This is a genomic window from Pseudoalteromonas sp. ASV78 (genome assembly GCF_047806705.1).
GTDB lineage: Bacteria > Pseudomonadota > Gammaproteobacteria > Enterobacterales > Alteromonadaceae > Pseudoalteromonas > Pseudoalteromonas prydzensis_A.
Genome location: NZ_JBLOPA010000001.1, coordinates 367209 through 383190 on the forward strand (window position 1 = coordinate 367209; position 15982 = coordinate 383190).

At 43.5% G+C, this 15982-nt stretch carries 14 protein-coding genes; 10 read left to right on the plus strand and 4 right to left on the minus strand.

Annotation, left to right across the window (positions count from 1 at the left end):
- Window positions 1-86: 86 nt before the first annotated feature.
- A complete protein-coding gene (locus ACMVDV_RS01620; RefSeq protein WP_416156963.1) occupies window positions 87-2375 on the minus strand; it encodes a TonB-dependent receptor in 2289 nt (762 codons plus the stop codon).
- A 256-nt stretch (window positions 2376-2631) separates the two neighbouring features.
- On the opposite strand from ACMVDV_RS01620, the gene ACMVDV_RS01625 reads away from it, so the two are divergent.
- The 5 genes from ACMVDV_RS01625 to ACMVDV_RS01645 are packed head-to-tail and all read left to right on the plus strand — an operon-like array spanning window position 2632 to window position 7280.
- On the plus strand, window positions 2632-3933 hold the full coding sequence (locus ACMVDV_RS01625) for a GntP family permease (protein ID WP_416156964.1): 1302 nt from the start codon (window positions 2632-2634) through the stop codon (window positions 3931-3933).
- Window positions 3934-3942: 9 nt separating this feature from the next.
- Window positions 3943-5139 carry an E22 family MetX-like putative esterase gene (locus ACMVDV_RS01630; protein WP_416156965.1) on the plus strand — a complete coding sequence of 399 codons (1197 nt, stop codon included), beginning with the start codon at window positions 3943-3945 and terminating at the stop codon, window positions 5137-5139.
- The gene (locus ACMVDV_RS01635; RefSeq protein ID WP_416156966.1) at window positions 5132-5893 is read left to right on the plus strand and encodes a 3-hydroxybutyrate dehydrogenase; all 762 of its coding nucleotides are present in this window, start codon (window positions 5132-5134) and stop codon (window positions 5891-5893) included. Before ACMVDV_RS01630 ends, ACMVDV_RS01635 begins: the two co-directional genes overlap by 8 nt.
- A gap of 8 nt (window positions 5894-5901) precedes the next feature.
- Entirely contained in the window at window positions 5902-6609 is a 708-nt protein-coding gene (locus ACMVDV_RS01640; RefSeq protein WP_416156967.1) for a CoA transferase subunit A, read from the plus strand.
- Between the two features lie 11 nt (window positions 6610-6620).
- Window positions 6621-7280: a 3-oxoacid CoA-transferase subunit B gene (locus ACMVDV_RS01645; RefSeq protein WP_416156968.1), complete on the plus strand. Its 660-nt coding sequence runs from the start codon at window positions 6621-6623 to the stop codon at window positions 7278-7280.
- A gap of 115 nt (window positions 7281-7395) precedes the next feature.
- On the opposite strand, the gene dapD is transcribed toward ACMVDV_RS01645, so the two are convergent.
- From dapD to map, 3 genes are read right to left on the minus strand one after another with little or no spacing between them, the layout of a single operon-like run.
- Complete coding sequence (dapD, locus tag ACMVDV_RS01650; RefSeq protein ID WP_416156969.1) at window positions 7396-8223, minus strand: 2,3,4,5-tetrahydropyridine-2,6-dicarboxylate N-succinyltransferase; 828 nt, start codon at window positions 8221-8223, stop codon at window positions 7396-7398.
- 9 nt (window positions 8224-8232) lie between these two features.
- The gene (gene glnD / locus ACMVDV_RS01655) at window positions 8233-10851 is read right to left on the minus strand and encodes a [protein-PII] uridylyltransferase (protein ID WP_416156970.1); all 2619 of its coding nucleotides are present in this window, start codon (window positions 10849-10851) and stop codon (window positions 8233-8235) included.
- 52 nt (window positions 10852-10903) lie between these two features.
- Window positions 10904-11689: a type I methionyl aminopeptidase gene (gene map, locus ACMVDV_RS01660; protein ID WP_416156971.1), complete on the minus strand. Its 786-nt coding sequence runs from the start codon at window positions 11687-11689 to the stop codon at window positions 10904-10906.
- 272 nt (window positions 11690-11961) lie between these two features.
- Between map and rpsB the strand changes: the two genes are divergently transcribed.
- From rpsB to ACMVDV_RS01685, 5 genes are all read left to right on the plus strand, one after another.
- Complete coding sequence (rpsB, locus tag ACMVDV_RS01665; protein WP_064667599.1) at window positions 11962-12690, plus strand: 30S ribosomal protein S2; 729 nt, start codon at window positions 11962-11964, stop codon at window positions 12688-12690.
- Between the two features lie 106 nt (window positions 12691-12796).
- Window positions 12797-13648: a translation elongation factor Ts gene (tsf, locus tag ACMVDV_RS01670; RefSeq protein ID WP_416156972.1), complete on the plus strand. Its 852-nt coding sequence runs from the start codon at window positions 12797-12799 to the stop codon at window positions 13646-13648.
- Between the two features lie 159 nt (window positions 13649-13807).
- On the plus strand, window positions 13808-14557 hold the full coding sequence (gene pyrH / locus ACMVDV_RS01675; RefSeq protein WP_064667598.1) for a UMP kinase: 750 nt from the start codon (window positions 13808-13810) through the stop codon (window positions 14555-14557).
- Window positions 14558-14571: 14 nt separating this feature from the next.
- Window positions 14572-15129 (plus strand): ribosome recycling factor, encoded by a 558-nt coding sequence (gene frr / locus ACMVDV_RS01680; RefSeq protein ID WP_304181339.1) that lies wholly within the window; start codon window positions 14572-14574, stop codon window positions 15127-15129.
- 58 nt (window positions 15130-15187) lie between these two features.
- The gene (locus tag ACMVDV_RS01685; protein ID WP_304181341.1) at window positions 15188-15967 is read left to right on the plus strand and encodes an isoprenyl transferase; all 780 of its coding nucleotides are present in this window, start codon (window positions 15188-15190) and stop codon (window positions 15965-15967) included.
- The last annotated feature ends 15 nt before the right edge of the window (window positions 15968-15982 follow it).

The following is a 15982-nucleotide window of genomic DNA, read 5'->3' on the forward strand; positions in this document are numbered from 1 at the left end:
AATGCAGTATGTTATAAGTGATTTCTTACCTTGAAACAAGGTTTACCTGCGGGGAAAAGAACAGGTAAACCTTTTTAGACAATAACTTAAAAACGGTAACCGACAGTGAATGACACAGTACGAGGGTCGCCATAGTAGCCAATTAAGGTGTTATCTCCACCTAGGCCTGGTGTGTATTTGCTGACATCACTTGGGTCGCTCGGATCGGGTGCTACAAACTGGTAGCCACCAATCATGTATTCTTCGTCTGTGAGGTTTTTACCATAGAGACCTGCACTCCAGTGGCCATCAGTGCTGTACCAGGTTATACCGATGTTGAGTAAGCCGTAAGCATCTTGAGTGAGCAGGCTATCTTCTTCAAATAGCGCGTAATCACCACGGTAGTAATAGTTACCGTTCATAACAAAGTCGCCCATTGCGGTATACATACGATAGGTGGCACCGAGGTTAAAGGTTAAGTCAGGCGTGTTTGATACACTAAAGCGCTCAGACTTATCAAATGCTTCACCCGTTTCAGGGTCGTAATCTATAACATTATCAAAGCTACTATCTATATAACCAATTGACGCATCAAAGCTGAGCGATTCTGTGGCTATATAGTTAAGTTCTACTTCGATACCATCCGAGGTAGATTCACCAATATTTCCCAAGCGCTGGTTTAAATCTGCTGCATTATCACCCGGTAATACGGAAATATACTGACGATCTTTATGATCAAGGGTGAACAAAGTTACGTTGGCACGTAGGTTATTGTGCCATTCGCTTTTCATGCCAAATTCGAATGAATCAACAATTTCTGGCTTAGCGGCAGGTTCAGCCGTGGTGGCACGAGGGTTGAATGTCCCTGATTTAAACCCTTGTGCGTAGCTGGCAAAGAACATAATATCGCGACTATATTGATACTCAACGCCAGCACGAGGAGTAAAACGAGACCAATCTGCACTGTCATCTAATACTGTGGGGACTAGTTGTCCTTCAGGGCGAACATAACCCGGTATCCAACCTGACTCAGGGTATACCGTGTCAAATATGAGGCCGTTATTTACAATCGCGTCTTTGCTGTCTTTGGTGTAGCGAGCACCTAAGGTCATTGACCACTTATCATCAAAATCATAACTGCCTTGGATATACGCGGCCTTACTGGTTGAGTTGCTGCATCCGCTAACTTCACGAGTGAGGCTGGCCGCGCCTAAGCTTTTACCGAGCTCTTCTAAAATGGCTTCAAATTGTCCACAAGACTCACCATCATAGTAATATAAACCAGATACCAGTTTGTAGTTATCGCCTTGATGATTGAGTTGTAATTCGTGCGTGGTTTGTTCGTCATCATAAATTGCTGGCACATCAAAAATGCGAATTGAGGTGTTATCAAAATCGATATTAGTGGGTGAATAACTGTCACGACTTGAGCCGATGTATTTTAAACTGGTGTTGCTACTCATGTCCCAACGAGCAGTTAAGCTGTAGCCTTCAAGTTCAACCTTGTTCCATGTTGGTAAACTGGTATATGAGTCGTATACGCTGTCAGGTACTGGTGCATCGGTGAGTAAGCTCGGTAGTAAACGGTAACCGCCTTTGGCGTTAGACTCATCTTCGGTTTTATCCCATGTAAGTCTAAAGAATAAGTCGTCGGTTGGTGTGTACTCTAAGGTTACACGTGCGGCGGTTACATCTTTGTTGTAGTTTTCACGGTCTTGATTATCTAAATCTGACGTTAGAAACTCTCCAAAGCCATCGCGGTTTAAAGTAGCAAAGCCAAAACCAACATAGAGCTTTTCATCAATCAACGGCAGTTGTCCGGTGATCTTCAAATCTTTTTGATTGTAACTTCCGACTGTGCCTTGCACGTTTAAAGTGGCATCGCCAGTCATTTCCTTAGTGACATATTTAATGGCTCCACCAATGGTGTTTTTACCGTAGAGCGTACCTTGTGGCCCCCGTAAAACCTCAATTTGTTGTACATCCAGTAAATCTAAAACAGCGCCTTGTGGTCGTGCTAAGTAGACATCATCAATATAAATGCCCACCCCAGGTTCATAACCCCACAGCGGGTCTTGTTGGCCAACACCACGAATAAAAGCGGTAATGGTAGAGTTAGTCCCACGGCTCGCTTGCAATGTGGTGTTAGGTGAAAACTGCTGCACTTCGGTCATCACGCTGATGCCATTTTCGGCAAGTTGCTGGGCGCCAATTGACGTTACGGCAACGGGCACTTCTTGCAAGTTTTCAACCGTTTTTCGCGCAGTAACTTCAATGCGCTCAAGTTCGCCTTTTTTTGCAGTAGTCGTTTGCTCAGCGGCAATACTATTAGCACTTAATAAGGCTAATGAAACAGCGAGTGTTACCGGTGTGATGTTTTGATTGAGCTTGATCATGGTGTGTTCCTGTTTATTGTTATCGTTAATGGTTTGCTCATGTCACCTGCATTCAATGTAGAAGATAGTTGCAAAAAAGGAATTAGTACCATAGTGCTATACGCAATTAATCCCTTGACTTATAAAGGGTTTAAGCCAAATTTATAATGTGTAGTACCTTAGTGTTATGTCTTTTTTGGTGGTTTACAGTAAGACTAAAAGCAATTACTGCGATGTCACCTCATCTTGGGTAATAACAATAATTATAGGAATGTCTATGCTGAGCATGATAGGGCTGTTAGGCGGTTTAATACTGCTGATTATTTTAACGTTGCGTGGCGTAAATTTATTTATTGCTGCGCCTGTATGTGCACTTTTAGTGGCATTAAGTAGTGATATGGCGATATTTCCAGTCACTGCTGATAGTAACTTTATTAATGCTTATATGGATGGCTTTGCGGGCTTTTTAAGTGCGTGGTTTTTTATGTTTTTACTGGGCTCTCTGTTCGGTAAGTTTATGGAAGACACCGGCGCTGCTGATAGCGTGGCAAGCTATATTGTAGGTAAATTAGGCATGAAACAGGCCGTGCTGGCTGTGGTGATTGCTTGTGCTGTATTAACCTACGGCGGGGTAAGTGTGTTTATTGTCGCGTTTTCAGTTTATCCAATGGCATTAAGTTTGTTTAAAGACGCTAATTTACCACGGCGCTTTATTCCAGCTACTTTGGCGTTTGGGTCGGTGACGTTTACGATGACCTCAGCGGGCTCACCTGAAATTCAAAATTGGATCCCGGTTAAATATTTAGCCACTTCTCCGTATGCTGCATGGGAAGTGAGCTTAGTGGTTGCAATTTTTATGGCAACGGCTGGTTACTTCTGGCTCAACAAGATGATCAAAAAAGCGCAAGCAAATGGCGAGTGCTTTGCAGCCCGTGATGATGATCCGGTAATTATTGAACGGGAGCGACCACACCCAATGACTGGCATCATTCCATTATTAGTGGTGTTGTTGCTGTCTTTTACTTTGCATGATGTATTACAGCAAACCGCATTAATAGTCGCATTGCTTGGTGGTGTATTAAGTATTGTGGTTATTAACTATAAGTATTTCCATAATATGGCCAATGCTATCAATGTGGGTACTACAGGTGCTTTAGTTGCCATTGGTAATACTGCCGCCGTGGTGGGTTTTGGCGCGGTGGCAAAAGTATCACCAGCATTTATTGCCGCCGTTGATGCGATGACTCAGATGCCCGGCAATGAACTGGTTGGTGCAGCTGTTGCCGTGAGTGTTATTGCGGGTTTAACTGGCTCTGCATCAGGTGGCCAAGCGATTGCGTTGCCATTAGTTGCGCCGCAATACTTAGATATGGGGGTTAACCCTGAGCAATTACATCGGGTGGTGGCCATTAGTTCAGGGGCGCTGGATAGCTTGCCGCATAATGGTTATGTGGTCACGACTATACGGGCGATTTGTAAAGAAACTCACCAGCGTGCGTACTGGCCATTGGCTGCGTTAACAGTCGTTATTCCGATAATTGGCGTCGCACTGGCGCTGGGCTTGTTTATCATTTTTTAAGGAACAGCAATGAAAACTAAACTAATAATACTGATGTTGTTTATTGTTTATAGTACGGCGGCATTGGCTAGCGAAAAAGTCGCGACTATGTTGGTAGAAAAGCAACATTTCAGCACTGAAAATTTTATAACTGTGTCAGGTAAAACGATTGCTAAAGTTGATATTGGCTGGGAAAGCTATGGCACCCTGAATGAAGAAAAAGACAATGTAATTTTAATCACTCATTACTTTTCAGGTACCTCTCATGCTGCGGGGAAATACCAAGCCGATGATGTGCAGCCTGGTTATTGGGATGCACTCATTGGTCCAAATAAAGCGATAGATACTAATAAATTTTTTGTGATCAGCTCAGATACGCTAGTCAATGCCAACTGGCATGATCCCAATGTTATCACCACAGGACCGGCATCGATTAACCCAGCGACGGGCAAACCTTATGGGCTCGATTTCCCTGTAGTGACCATTACTGATTTTGTTAATGTACAAAAACGTTTGTTAGAGAGTTTAGGAATTAAAAAATTACACGCAGTGATGGGCGCATCAATGGGCTCGTTCCAAGCGCTTGAGTGGGCGGTACGTTATCCAGCTCAAGTAGAGCGACTCATTCATGTGATTGGTGGTGCTACTATGGATGCATGGACAGTCGCAGCACTTGAAAAATGGGCGCTACCGATACGTTTAGATAAAAATTGGCAGCAGGGTGATTATTACGACAAACAGCCTCCACTCGATGGTTTAACCGCAACGATGTTGAATATTACCCAAGATGCAATGCACCCAATTATTTATAACGCCAGTTTTCCTGATTTTACCGTGCGCGACCAAGGGGCACTTAAAGATATTCGCACTTTACCTAAATTAAGCCAAACACTGGCTGCTCGGGCATTAGCGCGAGCGAAAACGCAAGATGCTAACCATGTCCTTTATTTAGTTCGGGCTTCACAGCTATTTAGTGCCGGTATGCAGGGTGATGTGAATGAAGCATTAAAAAAAATAACCGCTAAAACCTTATTATTACCTGCGAGCAATGACCTATTACTACGCCCTGAAAATATGCGAAAAGTGTATGAAGCAATGCAAGAGTTGGATAAGGATGTTGCGATCTCTGAAATTTCAGGAGGCTGGGGGCATTTAGATGGGATTTTTTCAATCTCACCAAAAGCACAATTGATCCGCGAATTTTTAGAGGACGATAACCATGAGTAAAACAGTATTAATTACTGGAGCTGCCAGTGGTATAGGCCTTTACGTAGCAGAGCAGCTTGCCATCGCAGGGCACAACATTATTGTGACTGACCTAAATGAGCAAGCAGCGCAGCAGGCTGCGGCACACATAGTTGCACAGGGTGGCAGTGCCGAGGGTTATGCATTGAACGTGGCTGATAGCCAAGCTATTACACGCTTTTTTACAATGCTTAATCAACCGATAGATGTACTTATTAATAATGCGGGTATTCAGCATGTGGCAAAGCTAGAAGAGTTTCCTGCAGACACATGGCAACTTCTACAGCAGGTTATGTTGGTGGGACCGGCGATGATGAGCAAAGCGGTGTTGCCATGTATGCGCGAGCAAAATTTCGGTCGTATCATAAATATAGGCTCTATTCACGCGCTAGTTGCATCTAAATATAAATCTGCTTATGTTGCGGCGAAGCACGGCTTAATAGGCTTTGCCAAAACGGTGGCATTAGAAACTGGCGACAGTAATATTACGATTAATACAGTGTGCCCTGCCTATGTGAAAACCCCGTTGGTTGAGCAGCAGATTGCTGCACAGGCGAAACAGCATAGCATTTCACAACAGCAAGTTATAGACACCATCATGCTTGCACCCATGCCAAAAAAAGCCTTCATTGGTTTAGATGAAATACTGCATACCATTTGTTTTTTAATGGCCGATGAAGCGCGCAATATTACTGCACAAGCTATTGCCATTGATGGTGGCTGGACTGCTCAATAGGAGGGATTATGGCTGGTTTTGATAAAGTAGTGACAAGTTACAGTGAAGCAATGGCAGGTCTTACAGATGGTATGACAGTGATTGCCGGTGGTTTTGGACTATGTGGTATTCCTGAGGGGTTGATCGCGCAAATAAAGCGTCAAGGCACACGTGATTTAACCGTAGTCTCGAATAACTGCGGCATTGATGGGTTTGGTCTTGGCGTGTTGCTTGAAGATAAGCAAATTAGCAAAATGATTGCCTCATATGTGGGTGAAAATGCGCTTTTTGAGCAACAGCTACTCAGTGGTGAGTTAGATGTTGAGTTAACACCGCAGGGCACTTTGGCTGAGAAAATGCGTGCTGGTGGTGCGGGGATCCCTGCTTTTTATACGGCCACCGGCGTAGGTACTCCGGTGGCTGAGGGCAAAGAAACCCGCCATATCAATGGCCGCGACTATTTATTAGAGCCCAGTATTACTGGTGATTTTGCCATTATTAAAGCGTATAAGGCGGATCGCTATGGCAACTGTATATATCGTCATACTGCGATGAACTTTAATCCCATGGCTGCAACTGCCGGTAAAATTACCGTTTTAGAGGTTGAAGAAATTGTTGAGCCTGGCGAGCTTGAGCCAAGCCAAATTCACACCCCTGGTATTTATATTGACCGAGTGATTAAAGGCGAGTTTGAAAAACGCATAGAGAAAGTCACCACCCGAGATAACAATAAATAAGGAGCTCGCAGATGGCATTATCACGAGAACAAATCGCGAAACGCGTAGCGATGGAACTGCAAGATGGTTATTACGTGAACTTAGGGATTGGCATTCCAACCTTAGTGGCCAACTATGTGTCTAGTGACATAGAAGTAATGCTGCAATCAGAAAATGGCTTGTTAGGTATGGGACCGTACTCTGAAACAGCTGCTGTGGATGCCGATATGATTAACGCAGGGAAGGAAACGGTCACCGCGGCTAAAGGCGCCGCCATTTTTAGTTCTGCAGAGAGTTTTGCAATGATCCGTGGTGGTCACGTAGATTTAACTGTACTGGGGGCTTTTGAAGTTGACCAACATGGCAATATAGCTAGCTGGATGATCCCCAATAAGTTAGTGAAAGGTATGGGTGGTGCCATGGATTTAGTGGCTGGTGCAAAAAATATTATCTGCACTATGACTCATGCTAATAAACAGGGTGAGTCTAAATTACTCAGCGAATGTAGTTTACCGCTCACAGGAGTGGGCTGTATCAACAAAGTGATCACCGATCTTGCGCTACTTGAAATTAAAGACGGCGCGTTTTATTTATTAGAGCGCGCACCAGGGGTTTCGACAGAGGAGATAATAACTAAAACGGCTGGTAAATTAATTGTCGCTGGTGATATTCCGGAAATGCAATTTAATTAATATGATTAAAAGTAAGCGGCAATTGTTATTAAGCTGAATAAAAAAGCCCTAACGCTGCACAGCGTTAGGGCTTTCATTTATTCATTGTTAACACAAATCAGCTTACAGCTTTGTATTATTCGTCAATCGATCTCAATAATGCATTAATTCCTACTTTTTCGCGGGTTTGCTGATCTACTTTTTTCACGATAATTGCAGCGTACAGACTGTGAGTACCGTCTTTTGATGGTAGTGCACCCGGGACTACTACTGCGCCTGCTGGTACGCGACCGTAGTGAGTTTCGCCAGTTTCGCGATCGTAAATGCGAGTACTTTGACTGATGTAAACACCCATTGAAATTACCGCGCCTTCTTCAACGATCACGCCTTCTACAATTTCAGAGCGTGCGCCAATAAAACAGTTATCTTCAATGATAGTAGGGTTGGCTTGTAATGGCTCTAAAACACCGCCTATGCCAACACCACCAGATAAGTGTACGTTCTTACCAATTTGTGCACATGAGCCTACAGTCGCCCATGTATCAACCATAGTGCCGTCGTCAACGTAAGCGCCAATGTTTACGTACGATGGCATCAATACTACGTTTTTACCGACGAAGCTGCCTTTACGGGCAACGGCGTTTGGCACGACGCGCATGCCGCCTTGTTGAAACTGTTCCGGCGTGTAGTCGCTGAATTTAAGCGGTACTTTGTCGTAAAACTGGTTTACGCCATCGTTCATTGGTTGATTGTCACGAATACGAAACGATAGTAACACTGCTTTTTTAAGCCACTGATGGACTACCCACTCACCACTGATTTTTTCAGCAACGCGGGCTGCACCACTATCAAGTAGCTCAAGTACATCGATGATAGCTTGTTTTACTTCACTTGATACTGTGCTTGGGCTAATGCTGTCGCGATTATCCCAGGCGTTTTCAATGGTTGTTTTTAAATCTGACATAAGATCCTCTTATTCGGTTTCTGCGTTGAGCTTTCTACGCAATGCTTGGTGAATTTTGGCTTGTTCTTCGTCGGTAAGCGCCTGGTATTCGTTATTCGACACCACGAAGAAATCTTCTGCACGTTCACCCACTGTGGTGATCCGCGCGGCGTGTATATGTAATAAATGCGCTTGGAATACTTCGGCTATTTTGGTTAATAAACCAGGAATATCCACGGCTTGAATTTCGATTAAGCTGCGATCTTTACGCGGGTGCGGGCGCAGGATAATTTTTGGCTTAATATTAAAGTCTTTAAAACGTTGTGAGCGATTCTTTTTAAAGCGAATTTTCTTTTTCGGATCGGCAAGAGCTTGATCAAGACCACGTTTGATTGATTGTGCTTGGGCACTGGCAATCGGATCGCCACTGACTTCTAGTACCACAAAACTAAACACCACATAGCCGTCTCGGGTGGTGAGTACTTGGGCGTGTTGAATTTGTGCTTTTTTAGAGCCAATCACACTTACCAAGCGGGCAAATAAACCACCGGAGTAGGGGCTGTAGACAAATATTTGCGTACCACCGTGCATGGCAGTATTTGATACCGTGACACTGGGTTGGCTTAAATCGTCACAATTGAGTAAGTGTTCGGTATGCCATGATAGTTGTTGCTCGCTAAAGGCAGTAAAGTAATTTGCTTTAAAGCGGCTCCAAATTAAATCAATCTGATTTTCATCATAGCCATTGTTGATGAGGCGTTGTTTGGCCTGATGCTTTTTATCGCGAATTTGGTCACGCTGATCCATTGGGTTTTCAAGGCCTAACCGCAAAGCGCGCTGGGTATGTAAATACAACTCACGCAATAGGGTATTTTTCCAATCATTCCATAAGTTATCATTGGTAGCGCGAATATCTGCCACCGTTAAGCAATACAGGTAATCAAGTTGGCGCTCAGTTTTTACCCGTGTGGCAAAATCTTTAATTACATCAGGATCATTAATATCTTTACGTTGCGCTGTTACAGACATAAGTAAATGATTACTAACCAACCAAGCAATCAATTTGCCATCGGAAGTTGAAAAACGGTGTAATTTGGCAAAGGCAATGGCATCCACTGAGCCAAGCTCGGAGTGATCGCCACCACGGCCTTTGGCAATATCGTGGAAAATACCGGCTAAATACAGTAGCTCGGGTTTGTCCATGCGGGTGACAATTTCACAACAGATAGGAAATTCAGCGACGTTGTCTTTGCCAAAATACTGATAAATATTGTTGATCAATTTATGGGTATGCTCATCCACGGTATAGGCGTGAAATAAGTCAAACTGCATTTGCCCAAAAATATTACGCCACTGTGGTAAATACGCTGCTAGCATGCCGTGTTTGTGCATCAGTGTAAATGCACGGCCCATGCCGTTAGGGTGTTTTACTAGGCGTAAAAACGCTTCACGGCAGGCCGCATAATCTTGTAAATCGCCCAAAAGACGTCTACGCACTTGGCGAATGGTGCGAATGGTACTTGGGTAAATATGGGTGATTTCAGGGTTGTCGGCAATGTGTTCAAATAATACAAACAGTTGATCACGGCGGAAAAACACCGACGGGTTTTTTACGCGGATTTGATGGCCTACGCGTTCGAAATTACGGTCAAGTTCAATCACTGCTTGTTCGTTACTTTCCGGCAAAATACTTTGTTCAAAATACGACAACAGCATTTGATTCAGTTCACGCACACGGCTCATGATCCTAAATAACCGTTTCATCATCCGTTCGACAGAGGCTTTGCCATCGCTACCAAAACCGAGCAGATCGGCGGCCAGTGGTTGGTGATCGAACAGTAACCGATTCTCCGAGCGTCCTGCTGCTAAATGCAGTGCAAAACGAATGTTCCAGAGATTTTCTAAACACTCCAGCAGCTCTTGGTATTCTTCGTGAGTAAGGTAACCGTGGCTTATCAACTCTTGTAAGGTTTCGGCTCTAAAATGCTTTTTAGCAACCCAAATAATGGTTTGTAAATCCCGCAGGCCACCTGGGTTTTCTTTAATGTTGGGTTCGAGGTTGTACGCGGTGCCGTGGCATTTTTTATGGCGTAATTGTTGCTCGTTTACTTTTGCTAAAAAGAATTCATCAGACTGCCAAACAGGGGTGGCGAGGATATGTGCTTTGAGTTTTTCGTATTCGATATGATTGCCAAATAACAACCTGCTTTCAAGTAAACTGGTGGCAAAGGTGACATCTTCCCGTTTTTGTTCAATCGCTTGCTCAATGGTGCGCACACTATGACCAATCTCTAAATTAAGATCCCACAGCATAGTGACAAATTGGCCGATTTTTTCGCACACTGCATCGCTGGGCTGCTCAGTAACCAGCAGTAAAAAATCAATGTCAGAATAAGGGTGCAGCTCGCCGCGCCCGTACCCGCCCACGGCAATCAAGGCTAAATCAGGTTCACGAGCTAAATCATAAACATGAAACAGTTTGATCAGCAGGCGGTCAATAAACTCAGCCCGGGCATTAATCAAATTACCGACGGGTTGTTTTGAAAACTCGTTTTGTAACCATTTATAAAAATAATTAGAACAATCGCGGTAATCGGTTAATTGCTCAGCATCGCTGAGCAGTTTTTTAACTTTATTGGGTAATGCCACGTGGGCTGGCTCCTTAGCATACTATTTCACCCTGGGTAGGGTGAGTCAGTATTTAATGTTCAATGATCCGGTCTATCGTATCATCTGATCGCAGCGTCAAAATTTCAACACCATTTTCAGTGACTAACAAGGTGTGTTCCCACTGTGCTGACAAGCTACGGTCTTTGGTGATCACAGTCCAGTCATCTTTAAGCAGTTTACATTGACGTTTACCCGCGTTGACCATTGGCTCTATTGTTAAACACATACCCGCTTTAAGTACTTCGCCAGTACCGGCACGACCGTAATGCATTACTTGTGGCTCTTCATGAAACTCTGCACCAATCCCGTGACCACAATATTCACGCACAATTGAGTAGTTAAAACTTTCAGCATATTTTTGAATCGCTTCACCGATATCGCCTAAACGCACACCTGGTTTTACCATTTTGATTGCTAAGTAAAGGCTTTCTTGGGTGACTTCAGCAAGGCGCTTACCTTGGATGTTTGGGGTGCCAACATGAAACATTTTTGAAGTATCGCCATGATAGCCATCTTTAATCACGGTAATATCAATATTGACACTGTCGCCGTCTTTTAGTGCTTTGTCATTTGGAATACCATGGCAAATCACCTGATTTACTGAGGTACAAATTGATTTTGGAAAGCCATGATAATTCAAAGGTGCAGGGATCGCTTTTTGCACATCAACAATATAATTATGACAAATTGTATTGAGCTCATCAGTGGTTACACCAGGGACTACATGCGGCTCTATCATTTCCAGGACATCAGCCGCTAAGCGCCCGGCAACACGCATTTTCTCTATTTCTTCAGGGGTCTTGATCACAGCGCTCATGGAGGCTCCATTATCGAGTTTTATTACATTTATCGCCGCACAATTTTTGCACGCGACGTTGAATATTTGTTTTTAATATGGTATAAAGCGCGCCGTCTTTTTACAAATAAATTCTTAAATGATTTTTTGTATTTAAGGCAAACACAATTTTATTTTAACACACACACGTATCGTCACATACACTTGGGTGCATTTCAGTTTCATTTAACTGCGGTGTTGGTGCTATGGGGTATGTGGAGGCCTAACCCTAAACTAAACAGAGGAAATACAAAATGGCAAACGTTTCAATGCGCGATATGCTTCAAGCTGGTGTTCACTTCGGTCACCAAGCACGTTACTGGAATCCTAAGATGAAGCCTTTCATCTTCGGCGCACGTAACCGTGTTCATATCATCAACCTTGAGCAAACAGTACCAATGTTCAACAACGCACTTAAGTTTTTAACTGGTGCAGCGTCAAACAAAGGTAAAGTTCTTTTCGTTGGTACTAAGCGTGCAGCAAGCGAAGCAGTTAAAGATGCAGCTATCGCAAGTGATCAGTATTACGTAAATCACCGTTGGTTAGGTGGTATGTTGACTAACTGGAAAACAGTTCGTCAATCAATCAAGCGTCTTAAAGACCTTGAAATCCAAAGCCAAGACGGTACTTTCGAGAAGTTAACTAAGAAAGAAACGTTAATGCTTAACCGCGAAATGGAAAAGCTTGAAAAGAGCCTTGGTGGTATCAAAAACATGGGTGGTCTTCCTGACGCACTTTTCGTTATCGATGCAGACCACGAGCACATTGCTATCCGTGAAGCTAACAACCTAGGTATTCCAGTTGTTGCGATCGTTGATACTAACTCTAATCCAGACGGTGTTGATTTCATCGTACCTGGTAACGATGATGCGATCCGTGCTATCCAGCTTTACACTGGCGCAGTTGCAGCAGCAATCACTGAAGGTCGTGAGAGCAATATCGTTGCTCAAGCTGAGAAAGACGACTTCGTAGAAGCTGAGTAATTAGCTGTCATCAAGTCTTCACCTAAAATTAGGTGAAGACTTGCTATTCTTGTAGAGCGGGTAACCCGCTTATCTAAAACCTGTATTCAGATTTGAGGATTTACTAATGGCTGTAACTACTGCCCTAGTTAAAGAATTACGCGAGCGCACTGGCGCTGGCATGATGGATTGTAAAAAAGCGTTAACTGAGACTGATGGCGACATCGAGTTAGCGATTGAAAACATGCGTAAAAGTGGCGCTGCTAAAGCGGCTAAAAAAGCAGGTAACATTGCTGCTGAAGGTACTATCATCATCAAGCAAAACGCGGGTGTTGCAGTACTAGTAGAAGTTAACTGTCAAACTGACTTCGTAGCGAAAGATGCAAGCTTCTTAGCATTTGCTAACAAAGTTGCTGACGCTGCTATCGCAGAAACGATTGCTATCGAAGACTTACAAGCTAAGTTCGAAGAAGCACGCGTTGAGCTAGTAACTAAAATTGGTGAAAACATCAATGTACGTCGTCTACAGTACATCGCTGGCGAAACGCTAGTTGAGTACCGTCACGGTGAGCGTATTGGTGTTGTTGTTGCGGGTGTTGCTGATGAAGAAACACTTAAGCACATTGCAATGCACGTTGCTGCTTCAAACCCAGAGTACCTAGCACCTGAAGATGTACCTGCTGAAGTTGTTGAAAAAGAAAAGCAAGTACAAATCGAAATCGCGATGAACGAAGGCAAGCCTGCTGAAATCGCTGAGAAGATGGTTGTTGGTCGCATGAAAAAATTCACTGGTGAGGTTTCTCTTACTGGTCAAGCTTTCATCATGGAACCTAAAAAATCTGTTGGCGAAATTCTTAAAGAGAAAAACGCAACAGTTACTGGCTTCGTACGTGTAGAAGTTGGTGAAGGTATCGAGAAGAAAACTGAAGATTTTGCTGCTGAAGTAGCTGCGCAGATTGCTGCCGCTAAAGGTCAATAAAATCGATTTCCTTTGACGAAAAAGTGAGTTAGATGAAATTAATCTGTGATTTGCTTTTGCGTCATTGCTGAAAATTCTTTAAAATAACCGCGCTCTTTATGTGAAAATCATAAGCGCGGTTATTTTTTATCCTTTTTTTATAAAGTTGGCCCAAATACTATGACAATCAATCGTAAACCTATTTTTAGACGCGTTCTTCTCAAATTAAGCGGTGAAGCACTGATGGGAGACGAAGGCTTCGGCATCGACCCAAAAGTATTAGACCGTATGGCGCAAGAAATTAAAGAGCTTGTAGAACTCGACGTAGAAGTGGGTTTAGTTATCGGTGGCGGTAACTTCTTACGTGGCGGCTCACTTGCCGAAGCGGGTATGAATCGCGTTGTTGGCGATCATATGGGCATGCTAGCGACTGTGATGAACGGCCTTGCAATGCGCGATGCACTGCACCGTGCATTTGTAAATTGTCGTTTGATGTCGGCTATCCCACTAAACGGTGTGTGTGATGCGTACAACTGGGCTGAAGCAATTAGTTTATTAAAAACTGGCCGTGTGGTTATTTTTGCCGCGGGTACCGGTAACCCATTTTTTACAACCGATTCAGCCGCGTGTTTACGTGGTATCGAAATTGAAGCCGATACCGTGATCAAAGCCACTAAAGTTGATGGTGTTTATAGTGATGATCCGGTGAAAAATCCAGACGCGACACTTTACCGTCACTTGAGCTACAATGAAATCATTGAAAAAGAATTAAAAGTAATGGATCTTGCGGCATTCACATTGGCGCGCGATCATAATATGCCATTGAGCGTATTTAACATGAATAAATCAGGCGCGTTAAAGCGTGTAATTATGGGCGAAGAAGAAGGTACGCTTATTTCTTCACAAGCCTCAGATGAAGTTATTAACTAGATTAGGATTGAACCGTGATAAACGATATTCAAAAAGATGCTGCAGAACGCATGCAGAAAAGTGTAACGGCACTTAGCAGTCAATTATCTAAAATCCGTACTGGCCGTGCTCATCCGGCAATTTTGGATGGTATTATGGTGCCATACTACGGTGCCCCAACACCATTAAACCAAGTTGCTAATGTAACCATTGAAGATTCACGTACATTAGCACTTAGTGTATTTGACAAGTCGCTTGCACAAGCGGTAGAAAAAGCGATCATGGCATCTGACTTAGGTTTAAACCCAATGTCAGCAGGTTCTGTGATCCGTGTACCACTTCCTCCGCTAACAGAAGAACGCCGTAAAAACTTAATTAAAATCGTTCGTGGCGAAGTTGAAAGCGGCCGTGTTGCGATCCGTAATATTCGCCGTGATGCCAATGGCGATGTGAAAAACTTATTGAAAGATAAAGATATTTCTGAAGATGAAGCGCGTCAATCTGATGATGCAATTCAAAAGCTTACCGATAAGTACATTAAAGAAATGGATACTCAGCTAGCGGCAAAAGAAGCCGAGTTGATGGAAATCTAAGCTCGTAAATTTATTAGTTTTGAAACGCCGTCTGGGTTATACTAGGCGGCGTTTTTTTATGGAATACTCGATATTTATGGTTCTTAACGCTGATAAAATTTCCCAGCAATGTTTACCCAAGCATGTCGCTATAATCATGGATGGCAATGGTCGTTGGGCACAAGCCAAAAATAGGCCTCGTGTGTACGGTCATAAAAAAGGCGTGGATGCGGTTCGTCAGTCTGTGCAGTTTTGTACTAAATTGAAGATTGAGTCGTTGACTCTGTTTGCGTTTAGTAGTGAAAACTGGCATCGCCCAGAAGATGAAGTCAGTACCTTGATGGAATTGTTTTTGTATGTGCTAAGCAAGGAAGTAAAAAAGCTCCACAAGAACAATGTAAAATTAACCATCATTGGTGATTTATCTCGTTTTTCAGAGGCGTTGCGTAGCAAGGTTGATGCGGCGCATCAATTAACGGCTAATAACACCGGCTTACAACTTAATGTAGCAGCTAATTATGGTGGCAGATGGGATATGACCAATGCTGCTAAGCAGATAGCTAAGCAAGTTGCTACAGGGGCATTAAACCCTGACGATATTACAGAGCAAGACTTAGCTGCTCATATGAGCATGCACGATCAAGCTGAACCTGATTTGCTGATACGCACAGGTGGGGATTTACGCATAAGCAACTTTTTATTATGGCAAGCTGCTTACGCTGAACTTTATTTTACCGATACGCTTTGGCCTGACTTTAACGAAGCCGCTTTTGCTGACGCTATCGCTTGTTACGTTGCCAGAGAGCGACGATTTGGTTGTACTGGCGAACAAATAAAACAATTACTCGCCGAAACCTAATTAAAAGGGTAACAC